The sequence below is a fragment of the Acetobacter vaccinii genome, assembly GCF_008365315.1.
GTDB lineage: Bacteria > Pseudomonadota > Alphaproteobacteria > Acetobacterales > Acetobacteraceae > Acetobacter > Acetobacter vaccinii.
The window spans coordinates 204543-230495 of record NZ_CP043506.1 but is presented as its reverse complement, the minus strand read 5'-3'; the positions used below and the strand labels follow the sequence as shown (position 1 = coordinate 230495).

The following is a 25953-nucleotide window of genomic DNA, read 5'->3' as shown; positions in this document are numbered from 1 at the left end:
TGTTGTGGCAGCAGGATGGAATGAAAAATGGCCGTAATCAGGCCACCAGCAGGGCCGAGGCTGTGCTGGCTGATGCAGGCTGTCGGGTCAGAAAATGCCGCAGCGCGCGGGGGTATAGCAGGTGTTCCTGCTCCAGCACACGGGCGGACAGCAGGTCGGCTGTATCATCAGCAAGAACAGGCACGGCGGCCTGGCCCAGAATGGGGCCTTCATCCATCCCTTCGGTCACAAGGTGGACGGTGCAGCCATGCACGCGCACCCCTGCATCCAGCGCGCGCTCATGCGTGTGCAGGCCGGGGAATGAGGGCAGGAGGCTTGGGTGGATGTTCAGCATCCGTCCTGCCCATGCCTGTGTCAGGAACGGGGTCAGCAGGCGCATATAGCCTGCCAGGCAGACGGCCTGCGCCCCGGCTTCGGTCAGGGCAGCATGCAACGCCTGTTCATGCGCGGCCCTGTCCTTGCCAAAGGGGCGGTGGTCGATGGCCAGCGTGGGCAGACCTGCCGCCCGCGCCATCTCCAGACCGGGAGCCTGCGGATTATTGCTGAGCACAAGGCAGATCCGGGCGGGAAAAGCCGGGTCCGCCGCCGCGCGGACAAGGGCAGTCGCGTTGCTGCCCCGCCCGCTTATCATCAAGGCGACGGGTGTCTTGTCCGTGGTCATACTGCGCGGAAATCCGGTGTGGCCTGCATGGTCAGCCCCGGCTTGGCGCTGGCATCTGCTGCGCGGGCAACATGGCCGATCACGGTTGCGGCTTCGCCCATGCTGGCCAGCATCTCCATCACCTTCTCAGGCTCCGGCGTAATCAGCACCATGCCAATGCCGCAGTTGAACACGCGCAGCATTTCTTCGTTTTCCACATTGCCGGTGCGGGCCAGCCAGCCAAAAACAGGCGGCACGGGCCATGCACCATCAATAACGGCATCCAGCCCGTCAGGCAGCACGCGGGGCAGGTTGCCGGGCAGGCCACCGCCCGTAATATGGGCCGCACCATGCAGCAGCCCGGCCTTGTGCAGCGCCAGAACGGAGCGGACATACAGGCGGGTCGGTGTCAGAAAGGCCTCACCCAGGTTCTGGCCGGGGGCAAAGGCTGCCGGGTCGGTCCAGGTCAGGTGAGCGTCTGCCACGATACGGCGCACGAGGGAGAAGCCGTTGGAATGCACACCGGAGGACGGCAGGGCAATCAGCGTGTCCCCTGCGGCAATGCCTGCGGGCAGCAGCGCGCCGCGTTCGGCTGCGCCAACGGAAAAACCAGCCAGATCATAATGGCCATTGGCGTACATGCCCGGCATTTCGGCTGTTTCGCCCCCGACCAGCGCACAGCCGGACTGCTCGCAGCCTGCGGCAATGCCGCGCACTACTTTGGCAGCACTGGCAACGGACAGGCGGCCAGTCGCAAAATAGTCGAGGAAGAAAAGCGGCTCGGCCCCCTGCACGATCAGATCGTTCACGCACATGGCGACAAGGTCGATTCCCACCGTTTCATGCAGGTCGGTATCGATGGCAAGGTTCAGCTTGGTGCCCACGCCGTCGGTGCAGGACACAAGGACCGGGTCTGTAAAGCCTGCGGCCTTCAGATCGAAGAGAGCGCCAAAACCCCCCAGCCCCCCCATGGTGCCGGGCCGGTCTGTGGCTTTGGCAGCAGGGCGGATGGCGTCAACAAGGGCTTCGCCTGCTTCAATGTCCACGCCGGAATCACGGTAGGTGAGGCCGGAGGAAGGGGTGCGAGGAGAAGACGTCATACGGGCGCTCTTGATCTGAATGAGAATAAAGGTCGATGCGGGGAACGGCGTGAGTTAGGATTCCCGGAACAGTCTTTAGGGCAGGAGAAGCGGCACGCAAAGCGGTATGACACGGATTGGTGAAACAAAGCATATCTGCCTGCCTCTGGCAGGGGCTCCAAAACGGGGGTGGCGCGGTGCGTGGGAATGATACGGGAGGGGCAGGGCAGTTCACTCTGCCTTTTGTCTACAGGCCCCGATTCGGGCGGTCTGACTTCGTCGCGGCCCCTTCCAACGCAGCGGCGCGCACCTGGGTGCTGGACGCCGAAGCCCCAAGCCGCTGGCCCGAAGGGCGCATGGCACTGTGGGGGGAGAGCGGGACGGGCAAGACCCATCTTCTGTCCATCTGGGCGGGGCGGCATGGCGCGCCGGTCATGGAGGGGAGCCTCCTGAACGAGCGGGATGTGGCTGCCCTGTTTGATGCCGGGGGCTTTCGCGCCGTGGCTTTGGACAATGCCGATCGTGTACCTTCGGAGCAGGACCTGCTGCACCTCATCAACCTTGTGCGTGAGCGGCGGGTGTCGCTGCTGATGGCTGCGCGGCTTGCCCCGGCCCGCTGGCCGGTTGGCCTGCCGGACCTGCTCAGCCGCCTGCGGGCGACCACCAGCGTGCCCGTTGGCCCGGCGGAGGAATATCTGCTGCACAGGTTGCTGTTGCGCCTGCTGGCCGAGCGGCAGGTCGTGGTTGCCCCGCAGGTCACGCGCTGGCTGCTGCCCCGCCTGCCACGGCGTGCCAGCGCCGTGCGTGACTGCGTGGCCATGCTGGATCAGGCGGCCCTGGCCGAAGGCGGGCCTGTCACACGCGCTCTGGCTGCCCGTGTGCTGGATATTCTGGCCGCGCGTGAGGGTGATAGTCTGTAAATACAGCGTGATCAGGCGCATGCCCCGCGGGGTAGGCTCGGGGGTGTGCTGTTGAGCCGTTGATCTGGCTTGCTTCTGGCAAAGTCTTGATTACCATGCCGCGGTATTGAGGTTGTGGCATGGAGAGGAAGCGAATGACGGACAAGGATGGGAAGAATACGCGTGGTGCGGGCGTTCGGCCATCTGCCGGAAAAACGCGGACCCGCCCCGCGTCGGGTAGCCGAAGCCGCAAGGCAGTCGCCCACCCCATTACAGCAACCTCTCCCGAACGCTTTATAAACCGGGAACTGTCCTGGCTGGACTTTAACCAGCGCGTGGTGGACGAGGCCGACAACCCCCGCAACCCGTTGCTCGAACGGCTGCGCTTTCTGTCCATCAGCGCCAGTAATCTGGACGAGTTTTATTCAGTCCGGGTGGCGGGTCTGGTGGGGCAGCAGCGGGAGGGACTGGCAACTCTTTCCCCCGACGGGCGCACCCCTACCCAGCAGCTTGACGCCGTGCGCGAACGCAGTGGCCGCCTGCTGCGGGAGCAGCAGCGGATATGGACCGAACTGCGCGGCCTGCTGGCCAAGGCGGATGTGACAGTCTGCGAAACAGCAGATCTGGATGATGCAGACCGGGACTGGCTGGAAAAATGTTTTACCGACCGGATTTTCCCTGTCCTGACACCGCTGGCGGTTGACCCTGCCCACCCGCTGCCTTTCATTCCCAACATGGGGCTGGCCCTTGGGCTGCGCTTGCTTGATGAGGATACAGGGCTGTTTGCCATGAATGCCCTGATCCTGCTGCCGGGGCAGATCGAGCGCTTTATCCGCCTGCCGTCTCCAGCCCCCAAGGACGCAGCCACCCCGGCGCAGATCCGCTTTATCCGGCTGGAAGACCTGATAACCCTGTTCATAGACCGGCTATTCGCCGGGTTGACGGTGGGTGAAAGCGGCGTCCTGCGGGTCATCCGTGATACCGATGTTGAGTTTGAGGATGAGGCCGAAGACCTGGTGCGGTCTTACGAGACCGCACTCAAGCGCCGCCGCCGTGGTGTTGTCATCCATCTGGACATGGAAAAGCGTGTACCAGCGGAACTGGCCAACGCCATTGCCTCCGACCTGGACCTGCCGGAGGATGAAATTGCCGTCCATTCCGGCATGATCGGGGTGGTGGACCTTAAACAGATTATTGTGGACGACAGGCCCGACCTGCTGTTTGCCCCATACACGCCGCGCTTTCCTGAGCGGATTATGGATTTCCACGGTGATTGCTTTGCCGCAATCCGTGCCAAAGACCTGCTGGTGCACCACCCGTTTGAGAGTTTTGATGTGGTGGTCCAGTTCCTGCGTCAGGCCGCGCAGGACCCCAACGTGATTGCGATCAAGCAGACGCTCTATCGCACGTCGCGGGATTCTCCGATCGTGAAGGCGCTGATTGAGGCGGCGGAGGCCGGAAAGTCGGTCACCGCCATGGTGGAACTACGCGCCCGCTTTGATGAGGAAGCCAATATCCGCCTGTCCCGCGCGCTGGAGGCAGCGGGCGTGCAGGTTGTCTTTGGGTTTTCCGACCTTAAGACCCATGCCAAGCTCAGCCTTGTTGTGCGGCGTGAGGGCGCACAGGTGCGCTCCTACGCCCATTTTGGCACGGGCAATTACCACCCCATTACTGCCCGTATTTACACCGACCTATCATTTTTTACCTGCAATCCGGCGCTGGCGCGGGATTCTGCCCGCCTGTTCAATTACGTGACAGGCTACGCCATGCCCTCCAAAATGGAGGAGCTGGCCTTTTCCCCCATTACCATCCGCCGCACTCTGGTGCAGTTGATTGAAGATGAAATGGAGCAGGTCAAACGGGGCAAGCCGGGCACCATCTGGCTGAAAATGAATGCTCTGGTGGACCCGACCCTGATCGACCACCTGTACCGTGCGTCCTGCGCGGGGGTTAAGATTGTGGGCGTTGTGCGCGGTATCTGCTGCCTGCGGCCCGGCGTGCCGGGACTGTCCGAGAACATCCGCATCAAGTCGGTTGTTGGCCGGTTTTTGGAACATTCGCGTATTTTCGTATTTGGCAATGGCTACCGCCTGCCATCACGCCATGCCCGTGTTTTCATTTCCTCGGCGGACTGGATGACCCGCAACATGGACTGGCGGGTGGAAAGCATGGTGCCCATTACCAACCCGACCGTTCATGCCCAGGTGCTCGACCAGATCATGGTGTCCAGCATCCGTGACAACCTTCAGTCGTGGATACTGGAGCAGACAGGGGTCTGGCGGCGGTTGCCTGCGGGTAACAAGCCGTTTTCCAGCCATGACTGGTTTATGACCCATCCTTCCCTGTCGGGGCGTGGCTCTGCCGCGCATGAGACCAACCTGCGGCCGTCGGGGGCCTTACCGTCGGGGCAGAACCTGCTGCTTGATGTTTGAAATCAGGGCACAGCACCCGGCCAGGTAACGATTTTCGGCCAGGGTGCATCTTGCCGGGCAGTCTCTTTTTCTGTCATGGCGGTCGTGCTGAGAAGGAGGAAAGACATGCAGCGTCGGTCAGCGGTGGTGGATCTTGGGTCCAACTCGGTTCGTCTTGTGGTGTTTGAAGGGGTTTCTCGCAACCCTGTACCCATTTTCAACGAAAAGGCAGTGCTGCGCCTTGGGCGCGGCCTGACAAGCACCGGCCGCCTGAACGAGGAAGGTGTTGCCATGGCGGTGGAGGTGCTTGAGCGCTTTCACGCCATTGCCAGGGCCATGAATGCCGAACCGTTTGAAATCCTGGCGACCGCCGCCGTGCGGGACGCAACAAACGGCCCGGCATTTGTGGAAATGCTGCAACAGACCATGCCGGGTGTTGTCATTCGCATTCTGTCCGGCAAGGAGGAGGCTGACCACTCCGCCATCGGGGTCATGTGCGGTATCCCCAACGCAAACGGGCTTGTGGCTGATGTTGGCGGGGGGTCGCTGGAACTCATCCACCTCACCGAGCAGGGGCGGCATGACGCCACGACCCTGCCACTGGGGATGATCCGCCTGTCTGATCGGGCCGAAGGGGATATTGAAAAAGCCCGCCAGCTTGCTGATCAGGATATTGATGGTGTGGACTGGCTGCCCCGCGTGCGCGGCAACACGCTGTATCTGGTCGGTGGTGCCTTCCGCGCGCTGGCACGCCTACAGATTGCCCGCACCAATTACCCGCTGAACATTGTCCATTACTACACGCTGTCCTTGCAGGAAGCGCGGGAGATGACAGACTGGGTACGCAGCACATCACGCAGGGGCATGGAGCGCCTGCCCGGTGTGCCCCGCAAGCGGGTGGAGGATATTCCGTTTGCGGCGACGGTGCTGTGGCGGTTGATGCGCAAGGTGCAGCCGGAGCGGATAGTGTTCTGCGTCGATGGTCTGCGCGAGGGCTGGTATATGCTCAATGTCGCCCCTGACTGTCTGGCGCAGGACCCGATGGAAGCCGTGGCGCAGGATATGTGCATCCGGCTGGGCCGTAGCCCGACATTGCCCGCCATTCTGTCAGAATGGACCAGCCTGCTGGTCCGGCAGGAAAGTGCCGCACAGACCCATCTGCGCCATCTGGCCTGCACCCTGTCCGATATTGGCAGTCACGAACACCCTGAGTATCGCGCCGAGCAGACATACTGGCGTGTGCTGCGCCTGCAGGGGGCGGGGTTTGACCATCAGGCCCGTAGCTGGCTGGCACTGGTGCTGGCGGTGCGTTACGCGGTGGAACTGGATGCACCTTTCCTGACAACCTCGCGCCTGCTGCTGACGGACGATCAGTGGCGCAGTGCCGTGGCACTAGGGCTTACGCTGCGGCTGGCCTATTCGCTGTCCGGTGGGTCCGGCCTGCTGCTGGAGGGGACATCCCTGCTGTGGGAAGGGGAGGAACTGGTGCTGACCCTGACCTCTGGCCGGGTGGCCGTTAAGGGCGAGAGCGTGCGGCGCGGGCTGGAGCGGCTTGGGCAGGCGCTGGGTGTGGCAACGCGCTTTGCCGCAGAACTGGTGGACTGAAAAAGCACAGAACGCGCGCCAGACAGGTAGACAAAGAGCATTGCCTGCGGGCAGGCTGTCACCTATGCATGTCCGGTCTGGCGGGCTGACCTGTTGCTCCCGCTTCTTATGGCGCAGGCGCCTGTGTCCGGGGCATGACCGGCAGACGATGGAACATGTTACGTGTCTTCTGAAGAGATCATCGACCCCACCGCCATGACCGAGACTGTCAGCAAGCGTACGCTGCTGCACCTTGTCGTGCCCCTGATTCTGACAGTGCTGACTGTGGGAGCCATTGCGTGGGTGGGTATCAGTTCCTACCGTACCACCAGTGATGGCGTGCTGAAGCTGACGCATGAGCTGATGGAGGCCGTGCAGCATTATATCGGGCAGGAAGTGGCCGATTATATCATGCCTGCCTCCGCCGGAGACCTGGTGGCCAGCGGCATGATCGAGCAAGCGCCACCGCAACTGCGGGACAAGGTCTTCTATTCCTACAGCACCACCATGCTGCGTAAAATACCGCAGTTGCAGTCCTTTTATCTGGCTGATGACGAGGGCAACTTCATGCTGGTGGCCCGCACCAAGCAGAAGGATGTGCTGGACTGTATCCGCCTTGTTACCAAGGGCGGGCACGAGTTTTTTGAGCACACGCAGTATAATGCCCAGGGCGTTAAGGTCGGGACATACGACAAGGATGCAGGCGTTTACGACCCACGCACCCGGCCATGGTATAAAAACACCCAGGGCACCAGCGACATAAAGTGGACGGAGCCGTATTTCTTCCCCACGGATGGGCAACTGGTCATGACCAGCTCACTCCGTTTTCAGGCGGGCGATGGGCATACGCTGGTTTTTGCAACCAATATTTCGCTGAATGAACTCAGCAGCTACCTCAAAAGTATCCAGATCGGGCGTAACGGCAGCGCCATTATTGTCGATAGCGACGGCAAAATTATCGCCGCGCGCGATATGGCCACAATTTCGCAGGGGCAGCCCTGGACCCCGCAGAGCCGGGTGCTCAGCCCCAGCAATTACCCCGTTTTCTCGCTAGGGTACGACCATTACCGCGTGCGCGGGTTTGGTGCCAAACATGTGGAGTGGGACGGCAAACCCTACATCACCATGGCCTCCGAACTGCCGCATTATTCGGCGGGTTGGATCTTGCTTATTGCCGTGCCGGAAAAGGATTTTGCCAGTTTTGCCCGTCAGAGCAGTTGGCAGAGCCTGAAGTTTGCCGGGATTATTATTGTATTTTCCGGGTTTCTGGGCGGGCTGTTCATCCGTCAGGTCCGGCGTACGGACCGTGGCACACGGGCGTTGGCCGCACAGAAATTGCAGATCATACATGAGAGTGCTGCCGTGCAGCAGGTGGCCGTCGCCCCCAGCCTGTTTGAACCCACGGTGGAACCGCTGGTGCTGACTGAGCAACTGGCCCGTGTGACGCAGGCGCGCAGGGCAAGCCTGTGGCGCTTCCTCCATGATGGCGCGGGCATGATCTGTGAGGATTCCTATGACAGCACCCAGAATGCCCATACGGGTGGGTTTGAGGTTGGCCGGACCGAGCTGGAGCAGTTCTTTGCTGTGGTGGAAGAAGGCAGCGTGCTGGAAGTGCCCAATGCGGCGGTGGATGAGCGTACGACCCGCTTTGAACGCCTGGTCATGCGTGAAATCGGCACCCGCATGCTGGCGGTTTACCCCATAACCAGTGCCCGTGGGGTCGAGGGCATGCTGGCGTTGGAAGATGCCAGAACACAACCCTATCAGCAGTATTTCATGTCCCTGATGGCAGCGGTTGCGGGCATACGGTTTTCTGCACAGGCAAAGGTGGAAGCCCAGTTTGAACCGCAGGAGGCTGCCAGTGGAGCCACTGACGGTGCGGTGGCTCCACTGCTGTCCGACAATCTGCTGATGCAGGCACCAGAGCTGGATGCCTTGCGGGGGGCAGGGGTTTATCCTTCGGTCGCGGTGCTGGTGATCACCTTCTCCGACCCGGTGGTGGACAGCGCGCAGGATGTGACAGACCTGCTGGCGCTGATCAACCAGATGGCCATTGAGGTCAAAACCATTGCCGAGGAAAAACAGCTTTTTGCTGTGGAACTGGCAGGCCATAGAATGATCTGCATGGCGGGCTGCACCGCCAAGCCTGACCCGGAAGCCCTGACCCGTCTGGCCGATGCGGCCCTGAAAATGCGTGAAGCCTTTATCGGGGCACTGGCTGCGGCTGATCTGGAGCCGGTGTTTACCATGGGGATCGATTACGGCCCTGCGTTTGGCGGGGCTTTGGGGACTGAAGGCCATGTCTTCAACCTCTGGGGGCAGACAGTCTCGCTGGCGGAACTGATGGCCGAAGGCGCGTCTGACCCCGGCATTATTCAGGTGACGGAGCGTGTGTACGCAACCCTGCGGGACCGCTACCTGTTCCGCAGCCGTGGTACATTTTTTGCCCCCCATCTGGGTGTGGGCCGCGCCTATACACTGGCGGCCCGCCGATGACAGGAGCCCCCGCCCCGCAGGACCATGACGACCTGCCTGACGAGGCCGAAACCCATGTGCATGGCCTGCATGAGCGTGAGCCATGGTCTGTCCAGAGGGTGCTGCGCTGGGCACGGCGCAGGCTGGCATGGATGGGGCACCTGGCCCGCAGGCAGGCGCGCTTTCTGCTGATCATGCTTGGCGCATGCTGGGGTGTGCTGTTTGAAAGCCTGCGCGTGTATTCGTGGCGCAGGACAGTCCGGTACGAATTTGTCAGCACCATGAACAGCATTATCCGTGGCGGCCTGTTTGCCACCATGTTCGCGGGTATTCTGACGGGTGTGGCGGCTGTGTCGCAGGTCATTTACTGGCTGGGTCTGACGGGCCTGGCCACCATGACCGGCTCTATCCTTATTAACGTGGTGGTGCGTGAAATTGCCCCCATTCTGGTCGGTATTCTGCTGCTGGGTCGTAACGGCATGCTGTCCACGACAGAGCTGGGGCTGCTGACACTGGGGGGGGAAATCCGCTCCATGCAGGCCGTGGGGGTGGACCCCTTCCTGCTGCTGGTCATGCCCCGGACGCTGGCCTTTACCGTGGGCGGGTTTACGCTGGGTATTCTGTTCTCCTGCGCGTCGCTCGTGACCGGGTATATTATGAGCCGCCTTTCCGGGGTGATTACCGACCCTGTGTGGACATTCTTCAGCAACGTGGCAGCAGCTATGTCGCGGGCGGATTATGTGATTATCCCCCTCAAGTTCATTACCGTTGGGTTTGTTGTAGGGCTTGGGGGCTGCCTGACGGGGCTGACTGCCACAAATAGCGACACATTGCGTTCCCTGCTGCCGCGCGGCTTCTCCCGCGGGATGCTGATTGTGATGGTGGTCAGCGTTCTGTTCAGTCTGGAGCTGTAGGCATGAGCGCTTATGTTGCAGGGCCACTGCTTGAGCTGAACAAGGCTGTCCCGTCGTTTGAGGAAAGCGGCCTGCCGCCAGTCCCGTTCAGCATGCGGCTTATGCCGGGGGACTGCGTGTTTGTGGATGTGCATGACCTGGAACGCGCCACCATGTTTGCCGATGTCTGTAGCGGGCTGGTGCCGCTGGAATCCGGCAGTGTGCAGTTTATGGGGCTGGACTGGACGAGCCTGAAGGACCGGGAGCTTAACGCCCTGCGTGGGCGTATTGGCCGCATTACAAAGCGGCGGAGCTGGCCTGAATTTGTGCCCATGCACATTGCGATCATGTTGCAGCAGTTGCACCATACCACCCGCCCGCAGGACGAAGTGCTGCTGGAGGCCGCAAACCTTGCCGAGCGTTTTGGTCTGCCTGGCCTGCCCATGCTCAGCCCCAGCCTGATGTCCGAGGCGGATCTGTGCCGCGCGGGCTGTGTACGGGCTTTTCTGGGTAAGCCGCAACTGCTGTTGCTGGAAGACCCGCTGGAAGGGGCACCGCAGGAATTGCTCAACGCTTTTCTGGGGGCAGTCACACAGGCGCGCGACCATGGGGCTGGTGTCATCTGGCTGGCGCGTGGCAATACCATAGGGCGGTATTATCGGCAGGGTATCACCTCAACCTTGCGGCTTACCGATAACGGACTTGTAGCAGTACGGATGGGTTGATGTTCCAGCTCCGCTTGAAACAGAAGGTTAAACCCCTCATTTCCCTGCGCTATGCAGATGAATGGGTGGGTTTTCTGGTCCTTCTCAGCATAGGCATTTTCGTAGGTTCGGTTGTGGAGGCCGGTGTCCTGCGCGACTGGCTGACACCCCCCGCCCGCCTGCGCGTTGTGCTGCCACCCTCTGGCGTTGGCGGGCTGACAGTGGGGGGGGATGTGCAGTTGATGGGGGCGCATGCGGGCAGCATTAGCTCCATCAAGCTCAACCCCTCTGGCAAGATGTACGCCATGGTGGACCTGGACCCACAGGCCAAGCCCTTTATCCGGCGTGACAGCACAGCCCTGATCCGGCGGCAGTTGATTGTGACCGGTGCTGCGTATCTTGACCTCAGCCGTGGGCATGGGGAGGCTATGGACTGGAGCTATGCGGTTATTCCCGCAACACCGGCCCCCAACCCTGCGGACCAGATTACCGCAACGCTGAATAGTATTCAGGCCGAGATCATGCCTGCACTGGCTAGTGCACGGCATATGATGGCCGAGCTGGACAGCACCATTACCGACATGCATGCAGGCAAGGGCAGTGTGGGCCAGCTTATGACCAACGACCAGTTGATCAAGCAGGCGGAGACGGTCATGGCCTCCCTCGACGCCGTGATTACGCGCCTCAAACCCATCGAAGGGCAGGTTGCGGGTATTCTCAAGAAAACTGATGCCACGATGGGCAATCTCAAGTCTGTCTCGGGTGATCTTAAAGGCAGCACGCCCCATCTGCCTGCTATTGCCAGCAATGTGGAGGCCAGCACGGCAGACCTGCCAGCCCTGCTCGCGCAGGCGCAGACAACACTCTATGGGCTGGAAAAACTGACCGACCAGTTGCGGGGCATGTGGCTGCTGGGTGGGCAGAAGGTCACACGGCACCATCGCCTGGCCCCGTCCGAGGTGCGGCCATGACCCGCCTTGTACGTCTGGCCCCTCTGGCCGTGCTGTTCGCACTTGCGGGCTGCGGTGGCGCAAAGGAAGAACCCGCTGCGTTTGAAGATTCCCAGTGGGACCAGTTGATGACAGCGGGCCGGGATTCCTTCGAACTGGGGCGTTACACCGTTGCCCAGACCCAATACCGCAAGGCCGCCAACCTTGCGCTGTTGCATGACAGTAGCGCTGACCTGGCGGAAGCCGGGTATGATCTGGCAGTCTCCCAGTTGGCAGGCAATCTGCCCCAGCAGGCGCTGGACACGGCACAGGCAACCCGCAAGGCAGTGCAACTGCGGGGCAGCACCCCATTGCCGTATCTGACATTGGTTGAGGCCGCAGCTCTGTACCGGCTAGGGCAGTATGACAAGGCCCAGACCCTGGGCGCCGGACTGTTGAACGGGCCGGACACAGAGATGACAGCCCGCGCTGCATTGGTCGTGGGCATTGCGGCGGACCAACGGGGTGATCGGGCCGGGCTGCAAACTGCAACAGCAGTGTTGGACGGGTTGAAAAAACCATTGTCGCCCCTGCATCAGGCCGACTGGGACGAGCTGCATGCCCGGCTGATCCGCAGGGCTGATCCGGCCCAGGCCGCCCCGCTTGCAGCCCAAGCGGCTCGGTTGCGCCAACGGACTGGTGCCTACCATGACATGGTGCGGGCTTTGGTGCTGGAGGCTGAAATTGCCCAAAGTCTGGGCCAGTCGGAAAAGGCCCGGGCCTTGTGGGCGCAGGCTGCGCAGAGTGCGGCCGCCCAGTCTGGCAAGTTGAACACCATGGATGCGGCCACGTTGGCCCATGGTGATATTGTCAAAGGGGATGCCGTGCCCCCGGCGGATGATGCCGCAGTCTGGGCAGCAAAGGCCGGGTCTATCACGCTCTTCCCCTTTGCAGAGCCTAAAGAGAGCGTACCATAAGCAACACGCTTCCGTTGCGGCGTGAGGCTCAAGACAAGATGTTTTCAGTCCCTGTGGGATGAAAAGGGGCTGACGTGAAACTGTCTGACCAGATGGAAAAGGACCGGCAGACCAGCAAGCCTGCGGTGCAAGGCAAGGCAGGTCCCCCCGACACCTCTGACTCGGATGATGCCTGGGCACGACTGGACCTGAGTGCGGGGGAAATTACCCGCCGCTTTCATGCCCGCGCCATGATGGAGCGGCGGGATGCGGGTGACTTTGTCCGTATCGGCCTGAAAGACAAGGTCTGGGGCGACCTGTACCACCATGCGGTGACTGCTCGCTGGTCGGTTTTTGCTCTGTCAGTTATTCTGACGTACCTGACCATCAATGTGGTTTTTGCGCTGCTTTATGCTGCCGGGCCTGCCCATTTTACGGGGCTGGGGTCTAACCGGCTGCTGTCCCTTTTCTTCTTCAGCGTGCAGACCCTGTCCACCGTCGGGTATGGCGGCATGATGCCATCTGGCGTTTACGCCAACAGCATTGTCTCGCTGGAAGTGTTTTTTGGCATGATGCTGACAGCCTTGGTGACGGGGGTTGTGTTTGCCCGTTTTGCCCGTCCGCGCGCGCAGCTCGAGTTCAGCAGGAATGTACTGGTGACAACGGAGGGGGCTGTGTCTTCCCTCTGTGTGCGTGTTGTCAATATGCGGCTTAATGTCATTCTGGCGATGGATGTTGAGGTCGCGCTCTCCCGGCTGGTTGTCAGCGAGGACGGCCACCTTGTCCGGCGGTTTGACCAGCTTGGTCTTGTGCAGTCGCATGTGCCGGAACTGCGTTTTGGGTTTATTCTCGAACACATCATCAAGCCCGACAGCCTCTTGCACGATGTTGCCCTGTCGGAGCTGGAACGCAAGGATGCGGAACTGATTGTGACTGTCACCGGGGTGGACAAGGCGCTGGGGCAGACAGTCTTTGCCAGTGAGACCTACAGGTTTGACCAGGTGCGGCGTAACTGCCGGTTTGTGGATATGATGTCCTCTCGCCCGGATGGCCGCATTACGGTCGATTATAGCCGCCTGCATGATGTGGAGAATGTCGCATCATAGCCTGCATGGGCCAGTTCCGCAGTGAGTAGGAGAGTAGCAAGGCAGCCCGTATTCCCGATCAGGAATACGGGTTTTTATTGTGGTGTCAGGTCGCCTTGAAGGGTTTGGAGGCGTCAAGGAACACCGCATTGGCATCCAGTTCGTGAGACACCACAATCAGGTAGGTAATGGCACGGGTGAGCTCAATACGCGTGGCTATGTTGGGCTCGCTGGCTTCCTGACGGCGCAGGATTGACGTGGCGACCCGTGCGGCATGGGCGGTGTGGCCATAGCGGCCGGTAAAGTGGCTCATGCGTGTCATGACAATTTCCAGCGCTCTGCGTGAGCCGGGCGGGATCTGGTTGCGCTGTAACAGCGTGCGGAGCCGGATAACGTTCAGGCCAATGGTCATGGCGGCCAACGTGCCCTGCAGGCAGCCTTCGATCGTGGGTGAGGGCGTGGGGCCAGCATGGCGGATCAGGCGCGAGAAGCGGTCGATATTGCGGGCAATCCAGTCCTGTGTCAGCGGCACGGGGTCGGCCGAGGCCAGCGTGCGCAGGTCACGCAGGATAGCCCGGCGCATGCGCCAGCGCTCTGCCCCACTGCTAAAGGGCAGCACGGCGCGGAAGATCAGAACAGCAAAAAAGACACCCAGCAGGATGGCAATGGTTGAATTGAACCATGCCACCTCGTTCACGCGCCCCTGATTGAGCGGATGTACAAAGTTGGGCAGCAGCAGCGTATAGGCAGCGGAATGCAGGGCCGTGCCTGCGTTCCGCGCGGCAAGCCCTCCTGCAATCATGGGCAGGGCAAGGGTGGCGACAAGGATTTCGTAATCCGCCTGTGTTGGCAGGATCAGGAAGACCAGCACGAAGGCAACGACAGCCGCCCACAACCCGCCGACCATGAACTGTGTCGTGGCCACAACCGGGTTTTCACGCGTGGCAAACAGCCCGCACACCATGGCCACAAAGGTAATGAACGGCAGGCCGTCGGACCAGGCCGTGCACTCCCATATCAACCCGCTGGCAGTAATGGCCACCATGGCCCGCACGCCATTGTAGCAGGCTTCGCGCTGGTCGGTGTGGGATTGCAGGCGGAAGCGGAAGTGGTCACCCCGGATAAAATGCTGGCTGGCATCATATTCCCGGATGGCCTGTTCCAGCTCACCCAGCAGTTCATCCAGCGCATTGTGCAGGATACGACCGTCCAGCATGGCGGGGATCTGGTCGTGGTCGGCGGTAATGTCAAAAGCGTTGCCGATTTCCTGCGTCAGCGCATCCACAATCTTCTGGTGGCATTCAGCGCGTAGCAGTTGCAGGCCGCGTAACAGCTCATGCACATGGATGTCGGAGTTCAGGCTCTTGGGCAGGGAGGTGAGGAATTCACTGACCTTGGCCGCAGTCTCGCGAAAGACCGGCTGGTCAGTCTGGACATAATGCAGCCGCACCGCCATGCCCAACCCACGTGACAGCAGCACCGACACGGCCGCCAGTGCGGCACGGGCATGGTCGCCTTCGTGCCCATGGGGGCCCATTTCCACTTCAGAAAATTCGATCTGGTCGTTAATGGACAACAGCGGCGCAAACATCGCGCGGGAGCGCACAAGGGCTTCATTATCGCCCGACAGCAGGCTGGCTACACTTTCGGACACCCCGCTAAGTGCCGTCCGCAGCTTGTCGCGCATGTTACGGCGGGCCGTTGCCGCCAGATTGGGGGCAAACAGCCCTGCCACGGTGCTTTCGCACACAATGCCCAGCACAATATAGGTCGCGCGGGACATGGCGATCATGAAGATGTTTTCAGGGTGGGGGATGGCTGCGGTCGCGATAATGGCAGTCGTATAGCCAGCCAGAACCAGCGAATAGGAGCGGAAGTTACGCACCAGCGTGGCCAGCATGCAGCAGCCGCCCATCCACAGCGCCAGAGCCGGAAAGAAAAGCCAGGGTTGTTGGTTAAAGGCTGAAATGACGGTAATGGACATGACCACCCCGCCCATGGTGCCCACCAGACGCCAGCGCGCTTTGGACAGGCTCTCCCCGCGGGAGCCCTGGGCCACGATCCAGACAGTCATGGGGGCCCATTGCGGGTCGTCCAGTTCCATCCACATGGCGATAACGAGCGAGAGCAGTGCGGCAATGGTGCTGCACACGGCAAAGCGCAGGGCGGAAGGCGAGGGCGACAGCAGCCAGGCGAGCGGCAGCACCCGCTGGCTACCGGGTCGGTCCAGCGGCCGGAAATTACGGAATAAGCCGATCCGGGCAAGCAATGAAAACGGGAGGGCAGACACGGCGGCTACTTCAGGTTGCGGCTGACGGGAGAAGGGGAAAATTCATCCCCACCGTAGCGTGATCGTGTGGTTTTTCCTTATGGGTTCCACTGCATATCAGCTATCCTGTTGCAGGAGAATGCAGGCCATGCAGGCGGAGGGAAAATTTATAAACCCCCATGCACCGCGCCTGTAGCCCGCAATGGTCACCCCGATGCACGGATATGTGCAAGCAAGAGAAGGCTGATATGTCGGAATTTTTGAACGGTCTGATGGGCAAGGTAGGCAGCCTGCTGGGTGTGGATGTGCAGGCCCTGCTGCAACAGCAGGCACAGACCCTGCTTCAGCCGCAGAATATTCAGTCCATGCTGGAAAAAGCCGATCAGGCCGGGCTGGGCGACAAGGTGCGGTCCTGGGTTGGCCACAGCGACAACCTGCCCGCCACACCTGATGAAATCCGCTCCATACTGGGCAGCGATGTCGTGCATGATCTGGTGTCCCGCACCGGCCTGCCCGCCGACAGCGTGCTGACTGCGCTGGCCCATTTCCTGCCCGAAGCCGTCAACGACAAAACCCCGCAGGGCGTTGTCCCCACGGACGAGGCCCATACGGGCTGATCCCCCAGTGCAGGCTGGGTGCAGGAACACGTTTTTTTTCATCCAGCCTTGCAGCGCGGTGACGTGCACGTCAGGGGATAATCCGCTACAAGTTACAGCATGACAGTGGGACAATACATTACACGGGCCGATAACTGGCTGCTGGATGAACTCTGCCAGCCCTTGGCTGACAGGCTGCCTGAGCGGTTTTCTGCGTTTGAGGCAGGGATGAGCTGTCAGCTTGGATCTGTCCTGCTGTCGGCAGTGTCGATCATTGCCGTCTTTGTCATGACCGGCATGCGCGACTTTGGCGATATGATTTTTAACGTGCTGGTGTGGTGCCTGTGCGTGACGTTTTTTATCGGGCTGGGGCGGCTGCGGGTGCTGGTCAAGCCGGGTAAGCCCAACCCGCTGCGGCTCATGCTATTTAGCGTGCGGGTGCTGTCCATTCCGTTTACGCTGTATGTGCTCTATCAGGCCCTGACATCGCCCCCCAGTTTTGGCATGGCCATCTGGTTTAATGCGTTTTCCAACGTTGTTTTTGCTGTGGGTCTGTATCTTATTTCTTGCCATCCCCGGCCACCGTACAGGCGCGCGCAGGACGATGTCTGGAGCCGTACAACAGCCCGGCAGGGAAGCGGCTTTTAAGCGAGGCTTGAGGCTGTGCTGCTTGCGGACTGCTAAGGCAAGGCCCCGCAAAAGTCCCACAGCTGTATGGGGCTGCTGTTGGGGATAGCGTGTCCGGTCTTACGGATGCATCCCGGATGCACGGCCGGGGTTCCGGCAAGCGTTATCGCTCCCGGTGAAACCGCTACGGAATAAGCCCTTTAGAGTTTAGTCATTTGCAAGAAATACAAGCGCCAAACCGTGCCTGCCTGAAGGGGCAGGCACGGTTCAGACGCAAGCAAAGGGATCAGGGGTTATCCTGATCGTGCTCGCCCTGAGCAATGCGGGCCTGTGCCGCATCGCGCCATGGTACGGTCTTTGGGGCGGTATCCAGCGCCTTACGGAACAGGGCCAGAGCTTCGGGCGTTACGCGGTGGCTGGCCCGTGTCATGGCTTCTGCCGTGCGGGCAGCCAGTTCCGGTTCAAACCCAAGAGCCAGCGCATGGCCCCAGGCCTGTGCGGCTTCCTCGTAATGATCACGCGCGGCTTCTGCCTGCCCTAAAAGCAGATACCCCTGCCTGCGGTTGGGGTCGGTGTCTGGTAGGGTGGTTAGAGCCTGTCTGAGCTGTGCGACAATGGCATCTTCCCGGCCAGCCTGCGCCTGTTGTGCGGCAAGGCGCGGGGCAAGGGGCTGGGCAGGCAGGGTGGGGTAGCCATTGGTCAGGTACAGCAGGGTTGCTGCAATGGGTGTCAGGGTCAGACCCAGCCACGCCAGACGGGTTGAACTGGCCGTGCTGCCGCCTGTGGGGGCCATGTCGGCGGCCAGAATACGGCGCTGGATTTCCAGCCGGGCCACGGCGTGTTCCTCGGGGGCAATCAGGCCGATTGTCAGGTCACGCTCGACCTCGCCCAACTGGGCTTCGTGCAGGGTCAGCGCGGCTGTGCGTTCGTCATGCAGGACATGCTGGCGACGAAGGAGCGCCCATATGGCTGGTGCCAGCGCCAGAAGGCTGAGTGCGGCGATGGAAAGCCAGATCATGCGGGTCCGTCCTTTGTCAGCGAGGCCAGGCGGGCTTTTTCATCCTCGGTCAGTGGCGGGGGTGGTGGGGCTGTGGCCCGGCGGCGATAAAACACAAAGGCCGCAGCACACCCGATCAACAAGGCCAGAGCGGGCATGCTCCACAACAGCAGCGTGCCTAGGGAAAAAGCAGGGCGTAGCCGGATGAAGGCACCATACCGGCTGACCATCCAGTCCATGATCTGCTGGTTGCTTTCACCTTTGGCGACATGCTCGCGCACAACGCGGCGCAGGTCACGCGCTAGTCCTGCACTGCTGTCCTCAATGGATTCGTTCTGGCAGACCAGACAGCGTAGCTGTGCGCCTATGGCCTCGGCCCGGCTTTCCGCCTGTGGGTCGGGTAGCATTTCCGCCGGGTCATCCACCGCCAGACCAAAGCTTGGGGTCAGGACCAGGACCATGGCTGCCAGCAGGGCTGTTAGTGTGCGGCGTGGTGTCATGGTGTCCGCAGCTTCTGGGCCAGAGGCAGGATGGTGCTGGTTATGGTGTCTTCCGTCAGGGGGGCGGCACTATGCCAGCGGATAATGCCACCGGGGCCGACCAGAAAGGACTCTGGCACGCCAGAAATACCCCAGTCTATGCCCACGCGGCCTGCACTATCCTGTCCGAGCCGGGTAAAGGGGTTGCCCGAATGTCGCAGGAAGCCAGCCGCGTTATCCGGCTTGTCCTTATAGGCAATGCCCCACAGGGGGAGCCTGTCTTTAAGGGTCATCAGCGTGGGCATTTCCGCAAGGCAGGGGATGCACCAAGATGCAAAAAAATTGACCAGCACGGGCGCAGTTAGAGCCCGCAGCTCTGCCGTGCCAAAGCCGTCCTGCGGGGGCAGGCCGGGCAGGGTACAGTCGGGCACAGGGCGGTCCAGCACGGGGGCGTTAATGTCGTGCGGGTTAAAGGCACCGTTTTGCATGCCCGAGAGCATTTTCCAAAACCCAACGCCTACGGCTCCCACCCCGACCAGAGGCAGGGCCATGAGCAGGCGGCGGCGTGTCGGGGGGCTGGGGGGTGTTGTCATGCCGCACCTGTCTTTGTGGAGGAAAGCCGAGCCCGTTGCGGAGCACCTATACGGACACGCCTGTCGGAAAGGGAGAGTGCGCCCCCAAATGCCATCACCAACGCCCCCAGCCACATCCATGGGGCCAGCGGGTTGTAATGCAGCCGCAGTACGTAGGTTGGGTTGGCATCTGTTCCGTGCTTGTCACCCAGCACACCATAAAGGTCAGCCAGCAGATTGGTGTGGATAGCAACGTCGGTGGTGGTCTGGTTCTGGCTGTTGAAGCTGCGTTTGGAGGGGCGGAGCAGCGCGATGACAGCCCCCCCACGGCGGACTTCCAGCGTGGCAGTCAGGGCAGTGTAGTTGGGGCCGGGTTCTTCCCGCACATCTGTCAGGGTCCAGTCATACCCGGCCAGATGTTCGGTGGTGCCAACCGGCACTTCGACAATCAGGTGCTGTGCCTGCGACATGGCGGCAAGCCCCAGCACTGTAATGCCAACTCCGGCATGGGCTATGGCTGCGCCAATAATGGAGCGGGGCAGGGCGCGGGCGCGGGCAAGGCTTGTCAGCAGGGGGGCACGCAACAGGGCAATCCGCCCTGCAATATCGGACACACTTGCTGCGATAATCCACACAGCCGCTGCTGCACACAGTACCGGCAGCGCGCCAGACAGGTTCCGTGCGGCAATCAGGGCGGCAACACCTGTCAGCCCGGTGGCCAGCCAGAGCTTGTTCAGCACCGGCCACAGGTGCGCCCGCTTCCACGGCAGCATCGGGCCAAACCCCATGAAAATGAATAGCGGCAGCGCCAGCGGGATGGTCGTGGCGTCAAAGAAAGGTTTGCCCACGGACAGCGTGCGTCCCGCCAGCAGCGCCATGAACGGCGGGTACATCGTGCCAGTCAGCACCACAGCGCAGAGAGAGCAGAGCAGGATGTTGTTGAGCACCAGAGCCCCCTCGCGCGAGACGGGGGCAAACAGACCACCCGCCGTCAGCGACGGTGCGCGGTAGGCAAACAGCAGGAACGACCCACCGATAACCAGTCCCAGCAGGCCCAGAATGAACACACCCCGCGCGGGGTCATTGGCAAAGGCATGCACGGAGTTGAGGATGCCTGAGCGGACCAGAAACGTACCAGAGAGCGAAAAGGAGAATGTGCCAATGGCCAGCAGCACGGTCCAGATTTTCAGTGCCTCGCGTTTTTCCACAACAATGGCGGAATGGATCAGTGCCGTGCCTGTCAGCCATGGGATGAGGGAGGCATTTTCCACCGGGTCCCAGAACCAGTAACCGCCCCAGCCCAGCACGTAGTAAGACCACCATGATCCCATGGCGATACCGCATGTCAGAAAGCACCAGGCAGCCACGGCCCAGGGGCGTACCCAGCGGCCCCAGGCGGCATCCACACGCCCTTCCATCAGGGCTGCGATGGCAAAGGCAAACGGCACGGCAAAGCCGACATAGCCGGTGTAGAGAATAGGCGGGTGGAAGGCCAGACCGGGGTCTTGCAACAGGGGGTTCATGCCCTGGCCATCCAGCGGGGCGGGCCAGACGCGGGCAAAGGGGTCTGATGTTGTCAGGCAGAACAGCTCAAACCCCGTGGCCACCAGCCCTAGTACGGCAATCACCCGCGCCCGCAGGGCAGATGGCAGGGACCGCCCAAAAGCCGCCACAGCCGCACCGCACAGGCCAAGAATAAGCGCCCAGAGCAGAATGGAGCCTTCGTGGTTGCCCCACACGCCGGTAATTTTATACAGCAGCGGCTTGGAGACAGCACTGTTGGCCGCCACGTTCTGGACCGAAAAATCGTCCGTGACAGCCGCATGGATCAGGCAGGCAAAGGAGGCCACAAGGGCAATAAACTGCCCACAGGCCAGGCCAGGGGCCAGCCCCATCAGCCGCACATCGCGCCGGTGCGCACCAATAAGGGGGAGGATACCCTGCACGGCAGCCAGCACGCAGGCCAGGGCAAGGGCGTAGTGTCCGAGTTCAGGGCTCAGCATTGTGTGGCGCTTGGCATGTCAGAAAACAAAATTCTCGCGGTTCTGGTCTGTATCAGGGGGTAGCCGGGGGGGCGGCAATGTTTTTGCGCGCGTCCTGCACGGTCATGGTGTTCCAGCTTTCGGCACTGGGGGGGGCGCCAAAGCGGGGGTCCCATTTGCCTGCTTTTTTCAGGGCTTCTGCCACTTCCTTGGGCATGTAGGTCTCGTCATGCTTGGCAAGTACTTCGGAGGCCGTGAAGTCATGCCCCGACGTGGCCGTGCCAATGGCAACAACACTCTGCCCTTCGCGGAACAGGTCGGGCAGGATCCCTTCGTAATGCACGGTTACGGCAGCCTGTCCGTCTGTGACATCAAAGGTGGCGACTGGGGTTTCACCTTTACGCTCGCGGTGGACAGAGCCTGCGACAACCATACCCCCCAGCTTGACAGCACGGTCAGCTGGCGGCGGGGCAGCGGCAACCTGCGATGGCGTGACAAAAAACACGATATCGGAGGAAAAAGCCCGCAGGATAAGCCCTGCCGCAGTACCAAGGCAGGCGACACAGGCGATAACAAGCCAGAGGCGACGGGTCTTGCGGGTCATGATGCGGGGGTAGCCTGTACGGGGCGTGGGGTTGCTGTCTGCTCAAGGGCTGCCAGCCGGGCGCGGGCGCGGCGCAGGCGGAGAGCCGCCCCAAGGGAGAGCACAATAGCCATGGCAGCAGCCAGCCCGTAGCTGGCCAGAATATAGGGAAGATGGGTCATTGGGCCTGTCCCTTGCGGCGGGGGGAGGACAGCAGCGCCCGAATACGGCTTTCCATGACGGCGGCGCGCGTGCGGGCCACGACAATGGCTGCAAAACCGAGTGAGAACCCAAGTGTGGACAGAGCCAGCGGCCACAGCATGGAGCTGGACATGGTGGGGGCCCCGGTCAGGGTAATGCTGTCGGGCTGATGCAGGGTGTTCCACCACTGCACGCTGAATTTGATGATCGGCAGGTCCACTGCGCCCGCCAGGGCCAGAATGGCAGCAGCCCGGTAGCCGCGTTGCGGGTCATCAAACGCGCGGATCAGGGCGATATGGCCCAGATAGAGGAAGAACAGTACCAGCACGGATGTCAGCCGGGCGTCCCAGACCCACCACGTGCCCCACATCGGTTTGCCCCAGAGCGACCCGGTGGCCAGGCACAGCGCGGTTATGCAGGCTCCGACCGGCCCGATCTCGACCGCAGCAAGGTCAGCCAGCGGGTGGCGCCACACCAGGGACAGCAGGCCGCATAGCGCCAGCCCGGCATATCCGGCCGAGGCCAGCATGGCGGCAGGCACATGCACATACATGATGCGCACGGAATCGCCCTGCTGCCAGTCCGCGGGGGAGAAAAACAGCCCCCAGCCAAGCCCCCCCAGTGTCAGCAGCAGTGCTGGCCAGGTCAGCCATGGTTGAAGATGTGCGCCCAGTTTCAGAAACCGGCCGGGATTGGCGTAGCGGTGAAAAAAACCGCCAGTCCGCGCGACAAGGGACGGTGAGGCGCTCAAAAGGGGGTCCGCTCCATCTGGTTGGTCATGTTCGGCAGTTCTCCTTTCCATATTCATGCGCGCGATGGAAGGGGATTGCCCGCGCCTTCCTTACAAGACGAACTGGCTCTTGACACGGCGTAGTTCTTCATGGGCGTTCTGCCATGACGACACAAGCGGAAGGAAAAATACGGTGCTGTTTGCCATTATCTGCACAGATCGCCCTGGTGCGCTGGAACTGCGTAAAGCCACCCGCGCGCAACATCTGGCGTTTCTGGAAAGCCACAAGGCGTCCATTCAGTTCGCGGGCCCGCAGCTGGATGCTCAGGGCAACCCGTCCGGCAGCCTGATTGTGCTGGATGTTCCAGACCGCGAAAGTGCTGAAGGGTTTGCCGCGGCTGACCCCTACGCCGGGGTCAACCTGTTTGAAAGCGTTGTGGTGCGCCCCCTGCGTGCGGTCTTCCGCGACGGGCAGATGGTGGCGTAGCCATGGCCTACTGGCTTGTTAAAAGTGAGCCTGACGCCTTTAGCTGGGCGGAACAGGTGGCCAATGGCGTGGAGCCATGGACAGGGGTGCGCAACCATCAGGCCAAGAAAAACCTTGCCGCCATGAAGGTAGGTGACCGCGCATTTTTTTATCACTCCAACGTCCAGCGGGCGATTGTCGGTGTGGTGGACATTGTGCGTGATGCCTATCCCGACCCAACGGCCGAGAGCGGGAACTGGGTGTGTGTGGATGTCCGGGCTGTCGGCCCCATGCCCTACCCGGTGACCCTGGCCCGGATCAAGGAAGAGCCCGCATTGGCGGAGCTGGCGCTTGTCAGGCAGTCCCGGCTTTCTGTCTGTCCGGTTTCGGACGAGCACTGGGCACGATTGTGTGACATGGGCGGGTGGCAGGAACCTGCCTGAAACTACCGCAGTCCACGCCTGTCAGGCGGGATTATTTCCGTCTGACAGGATTATCAAAAAAACGTGAACTCACCCCCCATACCCCTGCGGACAGGATGTGTGGGGGCTGATGTTATTTCTGGGTCGCCAGAGTCCATGCCTGGGACGAGCGATTGCCCGTGCGGCAATAGGCAAAGATGGGGCCGGGCAGGGTGTTGATGGCTTCCTGCGTTTCAATCACGACATCGGATGACGGCGGGTGCCCGGCCTGGATGGGCAGCGCCAGAAAGACAAGCCCGACATCCTGCGCGGCCTTGGCGATCGTGGCGGTGTCGGGCTGGTTCTTTTCCTCACCATCGGGGCGGTTGCAGATCACGGTCTTGAACCCTGCTGCGCGGATGGTGGGAATGTCACTGACAGAAATCTGCGGGGAAACAGCAAAATCCGGGCTGAGATGATGGCAATGCATGGTGGCGTTTAATCCTGTGCGGTGTGGCCGGGGTGGGCAGCATGCGCTTCTGGCCCGGCCCCGCAAAGGGGGTGCCAGGGCATTCTGCCGGGCGGTGGGTCAGCGGTGGATGAAATACATGTCGGAATAGAGGTTCTGCAACGCGGCATGGTCGGCCAGGCAGCGGCGCACAAGCAGGGCGCGCAGGCTGACTGCGGCCTGCTGCACAATGGGGTCCGTGCTGTCGGGGTGCAGGGCTGGGTAGTGTTCCATGCAGGCTTTAAGGGTGGGGTTGTTCATGTCCACGCCTTTGCTGATCTTTTCCTTCAGCGCGTCATAATAGTGCGAAATTGTGGCGTCTGAATCCCAACGTGCGAGGGAGGAATCCACCTGCCCCCCATGCATGAAGTAGGCAACGGTCAGGAACCCGGTTTCGGGCGGGTTGGTACCGTCTTTGACCGTCATGCGGCATTCCCGCTGGGAATAGGGCGGGAAGTTGACGTCCGGTAGGGTGGAAACGTTAGAAATTTCCAGCTTGGGTGCGGGGGCATCGGGCAGGCTGGAGGTGTCGCGCACATCGGCAGACCCGTTTTCATGAGCTTTCAGGTAAGCTTCCGCCACCAGCGGGGCATAGATGTCCGGCACACACAGGCTGGGCGCCGTGCGCGCTTTGGCCAAAGCTGCCTCATAGGCTTCCTGCTGGGGTGTTATGGCGCAAGCGCTCAGCATCAGCCCGCCCAGCAGGGTCAGACCGGCCGCCACACGGCGGCGGGCAACGGCCCCCAACGTGCTGGAGAAGGAAGGGTTTGGAAGACCAGCCATGGTGGCAACTCCTTGCAAGGCAGGGCGCGTGCGCCAGATTCTCATCCCTGTTGTGTAAGGGCTTCATGCAGGTGAGACAACGCTGTTTGCTTCCTGGTGGGGGGCTGAGGTACTGGCTGCGCTGTTTTTCGTGGGGCGTGCCTGTTATGGTTGCGGCCAGACAAAAGGACATGCAACGTTGCTGCGGCGGCGTTCCCACCCTGTGGCACCTGTGCGCGGCGGGGTGATAGCAGGCAGGAAAGAAGACGGATGACCACGAAGGAAACAGCAGGCAGCGCGCTGAAACCGCTCGCACTCAGCATTCACGACCTTGGCGAACTGGAAAACGCCTTGGCCGCAGTGGAGTCCGGGCGTGGTGTTCTGGTCCGCCTGGCCGACCTTATGGGGGGTGCTGTAGGCCACGCCGCACGCATTGGCATGCGTGGCCTTGGCATGGCGCCGGGGATTGAGGAAAAACTGCGCAACCTGGCCGAAACCGCCATTACCCGCGCGTTTGACGTAGCAGTGCTGGGCATGAATGGCCCTGCCACCACTGTGCCCGAAGCCCGCTGGCGCTCGCGCGCTACCCATGCCGCCGTGGCGGTGTCTGGCGCTGTGGGCGGGTTTGGTGGTCTGGCCGGGCTGGGGCCGGATGTCGGCTTTACGACCCTGACCATCATGCGTGAAATTGCCCGCATCGCGCGGGAGGAAGGCGAGGACCTGAGCACCCCGGACGCCCGACAGGCCTGTCTGGAAGTATTTGCCCTGCGTGCCTTTCCCAACCGCCGGAATGGGGAGGAAAGCGAACTGGGTTATTTCTCCGCCCGCGCGGTGTTGCGTGGTCGCCCGGTGGTGATGCTGATTGCCGAAGTGGCCTCCCATTACGGCTTGGCACTGGGGCAGAAGCTGTCCCTGCAACTTATGCCCGTAGCGGGGGCTCTGTGTGGGGCATCGCTGAATGCGGCGTTTTTTGCCCATTACCGCGCCTTGGCCCGAGCCCACTTTACCATCCGGCGGCTGGAGCGCGAGCACGGCCCGGTCGTGCGCGATACTGCTCTGGCCATGCGCGACAACCTGTCCGCCCAGGGGGGTGAGGACAGCACATTCCGCGAATAACGGGTGTGA

General features: G+C 61.7%; 26 protein-coding genes. 14 read left to right on the top strand and 12 right to left on the bottom strand.

Translation table 11 applies throughout. From position 1 onward, the window contains the following. Nucleotides 1-37: 37 nt before the first annotated feature. The gene (purN, locus tag FLP30_RS00990; RefSeq protein WP_149277949.1) at nucleotides 38-661 is read right to left on the bottom strand and encodes a phosphoribosylglycinamide formyltransferase; all 624 of its coding nucleotides are present in this window, start codon (nucleotides 659-661) and stop codon (nucleotides 38-40) included. Further along, on the bottom strand, nucleotides 658-1740 hold the full coding sequence (purM, locus tag FLP30_RS00985; protein ID WP_149277948.1) for a phosphoribosylformylglycinamidine cyclo-ligase: 1083 nt from the start codon (nucleotides 1738-1740) through the stop codon (nucleotides 658-660). The genes purN and purM overlap by 4 nt, the downstream gene beginning before the upstream one ends. A 176-nt stretch (nucleotides 1741-1916) precedes the next feature. Here purM and FLP30_RS00980 point away from each other — a divergent pair, with 176 nt between their 5' ends. The 9 genes from FLP30_RS00980 (at nucleotide 1917) to FLP30_RS00940 (ending at nucleotide 13676) form a co-directional block, all read left to right on the top strand. Next, entirely contained in the window at nucleotides 1917-2639 is a 723-nt protein-coding gene (locus tag FLP30_RS00980; RefSeq protein ID WP_149277947.1) for a P-loop NTPase family protein, read from the top strand. Between the two features lie 134 nt (nucleotides 2640-2773). Next, nucleotides 2774-5050, top strand: a complete 2277-nt coding sequence (locus FLP30_RS00975) for an RNA degradosome polyphosphate kinase (protein ID WP_149277946.1) — start codon at nucleotides 2774-2776, stop codon at nucleotides 5048-5050. A gap of 105 nt (nucleotides 5051-5155) precedes the next feature. Continuing rightward, on the top strand, nucleotides 5156-6634 hold the full coding sequence (locus tag FLP30_RS00970) for a Ppx/GppA family phosphatase (RefSeq protein ID WP_149277945.1): 1479 nt from the start codon (nucleotides 5156-5158) through the stop codon (nucleotides 6632-6634). A gap of 162 nt (nucleotides 6635-6796) precedes the next feature. Continuing rightward, nucleotides 6797-9109 carry an adenylate/guanylate cyclase domain-containing protein gene (locus FLP30_RS00965; protein ID WP_149277944.1) on the top strand — a complete coding sequence of 771 codons (2313 nt, stop codon included), beginning with the start codon at nucleotides 6797-6799 and terminating at the stop codon, nucleotides 9107-9109. Beyond that, entirely contained in the window at nucleotides 9106-10002 is an 897-nt protein-coding gene (locus FLP30_RS00960) for an MlaE family ABC transporter permease (RefSeq protein ID WP_149277943.1), read from the top strand. Before FLP30_RS00965 ends, FLP30_RS00960 begins: the two co-directional genes overlap by 4 nt. Before the next feature lie 2 nt (nucleotides 10003-10004). Then, nucleotides 10005-10706, top strand: a complete 702-nt coding sequence (locus FLP30_RS00955; RefSeq protein WP_149277942.1) for a P-loop NTPase family protein — start codon at nucleotides 10005-10007, stop codon at nucleotides 10704-10706. Beyond that, nucleotides 10706-11656 (top strand): MlaD family protein, encoded by a 951-nt coding sequence (locus tag FLP30_RS00950; protein ID WP_149277941.1) that lies wholly within the window; start codon nucleotides 10706-10708, stop codon nucleotides 11654-11656. The genes FLP30_RS00955 and FLP30_RS00950 overlap by 1 nt, the downstream gene beginning before the upstream one ends. Next, complete coding sequence (locus tag FLP30_RS00945; RefSeq protein ID WP_149277940.1) at nucleotides 11653-12591, top strand: hypothetical protein; 939 nt, start codon at nucleotides 11653-11655, stop codon at nucleotides 12589-12591. Before FLP30_RS00950 ends, FLP30_RS00945 begins: the two co-directional genes overlap by 4 nt. A 74-nt stretch (nucleotides 12592-12665) precedes the next feature. After that, nucleotides 12666-13676: an ion channel gene (locus tag FLP30_RS00940; RefSeq protein WP_246856547.1), complete on the top strand. Its 1011-nt coding sequence runs from the start codon at nucleotides 12666-12668 to the stop codon at nucleotides 13674-13676. Between the two features lie 85 nt (nucleotides 13677-13761). Here the strand turns inward: FLP30_RS00940 and FLP30_RS00935 are convergent, their stop codons facing one another. Beyond that, the gene (locus FLP30_RS00935) at nucleotides 13762-15945 is read right to left on the bottom strand and encodes an FUSC family protein (protein ID WP_149277939.1); all 2184 of its coding nucleotides are present in this window, start codon (nucleotides 15943-15945) and stop codon (nucleotides 13762-13764) included. 227 nt (nucleotides 15946-16172) lie between these two features. Between FLP30_RS00935 and FLP30_RS00930 the strand changes: the two genes are divergently transcribed. Together FLP30_RS00930 and FLP30_RS00925 are read left to right on the top strand one after the other, a co-directional pair. Next, nucleotides 16173-16541, top strand: a complete 369-nt coding sequence (locus FLP30_RS00930) for a YidB family protein (protein WP_149277938.1) — start codon at nucleotides 16173-16175, stop codon at nucleotides 16539-16541. A 99-nt stretch (nucleotides 16542-16640) separates the two neighbouring features. Continuing rightward, complete coding sequence (locus tag FLP30_RS00925) at nucleotides 16641-17168, top strand: hypothetical protein (protein ID WP_149277937.1); 528 nt, start codon at nucleotides 16641-16643, stop codon at nucleotides 17166-17168. A gap of 265 nt (nucleotides 17169-17433) precedes the next feature. Here FLP30_RS00925 and ccmI read toward each other — a convergent pair whose 3' ends face one another. The 7 genes from ccmI to FLP30_RS00890 are packed head-to-tail and all read right to left on the bottom strand — an operon-like array spanning nucleotide 17434 to nucleotide 22712. Continuing rightward, a complete protein-coding gene (ccmI, locus tag FLP30_RS00920) occupies nucleotides 17434-18165 on the bottom strand; it encodes a c-type cytochrome biogenesis protein CcmI (protein ID WP_149277936.1) in 732 nt (243 codons plus the stop codon). Next, entirely contained in the window at nucleotides 18162-18644 is a 483-nt protein-coding gene (locus FLP30_RS00915; protein WP_149277935.1) for a cytochrome c-type biogenesis protein, read from the bottom strand. The genes ccmI and FLP30_RS00915 overlap by 4 nt, the downstream gene beginning before the upstream one ends. Next, a complete protein-coding gene (locus FLP30_RS00910) occupies nucleotides 18641-19216 on the bottom strand; it encodes a DsbE family thiol:disulfide interchange protein (RefSeq protein ID WP_149277934.1) in 576 nt (191 codons plus the stop codon). Before FLP30_RS00910 ends, FLP30_RS00915 begins: the two co-directional genes overlap by 4 nt. Then, complete coding sequence (locus FLP30_RS00905) at nucleotides 19213-21198, bottom strand: heme lyase CcmF/NrfE family subunit (protein ID WP_149277933.1); 1986 nt, start codon at nucleotides 21196-21198, stop codon at nucleotides 19213-19215. Before FLP30_RS00905 ends, FLP30_RS00910 begins: the two co-directional genes overlap by 4 nt. A 52-nt stretch (nucleotides 21199-21250) precedes the next feature. Beyond that, complete coding sequence (gene ccmE, locus FLP30_RS00900; protein ID WP_149277932.1) at nucleotides 21251-21781, bottom strand: cytochrome c maturation protein CcmE; 531 nt, start codon at nucleotides 21779-21781, stop codon at nucleotides 21251-21253. Next, the gene (locus FLP30_RS00895; RefSeq protein WP_149277931.1) at nucleotides 21778-21942 is read right to left on the bottom strand and encodes a heme exporter protein CcmD; all 165 of its coding nucleotides are present in this window, start codon (nucleotides 21940-21942) and stop codon (nucleotides 21778-21780) included. The genes ccmE and FLP30_RS00895 overlap by 4 nt, the downstream gene beginning before the upstream one ends. Continuing rightward, nucleotides 21939-22712 carry a heme ABC transporter permease gene (locus FLP30_RS00890; RefSeq protein WP_149277930.1) on the bottom strand — a complete coding sequence of 258 codons (774 nt, stop codon included), beginning with the start codon at nucleotides 22710-22712 and terminating at the stop codon, nucleotides 21939-21941. The genes FLP30_RS00895 and FLP30_RS00890 overlap by 4 nt, the downstream gene beginning before the upstream one ends. Before the next feature lie 172 nt (nucleotides 22713-22884). On the opposite strand from FLP30_RS00890, the gene FLP30_RS00885 reads away from it, so the two are divergent. Continuing rightward, the gene (locus FLP30_RS00885; RefSeq protein ID WP_149280136.1) at nucleotides 22885-23178 is read left to right on the top strand and encodes a YciI family protein; all 294 of its coding nucleotides are present in this window, start codon (nucleotides 22885-22887) and stop codon (nucleotides 23176-23178) included. Nucleotides 23179-23180: 2 nt separating this feature from the next. Beyond that, a complete protein-coding gene (locus tag FLP30_RS00880) occupies nucleotides 23181-23600 on the top strand; it encodes an EVE domain-containing protein (protein ID WP_149277929.1) in 420 nt (139 codons plus the stop codon). A gap of 112 nt (nucleotides 23601-23712) precedes the next feature. Here FLP30_RS00880 and FLP30_RS00875 read toward each other — a convergent pair whose 3' ends face one another. After that, on the bottom strand, nucleotides 23713-24048 hold the full coding sequence (locus FLP30_RS00875) for a TIGR01244 family sulfur transferase (RefSeq protein WP_149277928.1): 336 nt from the start codon (nucleotides 24046-24048) through the stop codon (nucleotides 23713-23715). Between the two features lie 99 nt (nucleotides 24049-24147). After that, nucleotides 24148-24849, bottom strand: a complete 702-nt coding sequence (locus FLP30_RS00870) for a hypothetical protein (RefSeq protein ID WP_149277927.1) — start codon at nucleotides 24847-24849, stop codon at nucleotides 24148-24150. A 249-nt stretch (nucleotides 24850-25098) separates the two neighbouring features. Here FLP30_RS00870 and FLP30_RS00865 point away from each other — a divergent pair, with 249 nt between their 5' ends. After that, a complete protein-coding gene (locus FLP30_RS00865) occupies nucleotides 25099-25944 on the top strand; it encodes an EcsC family protein (RefSeq protein ID WP_149277926.1) in 846 nt (281 codons plus the stop codon). The last annotated feature ends 9 nt before the right edge of the window (nucleotides 25945-25953 follow it).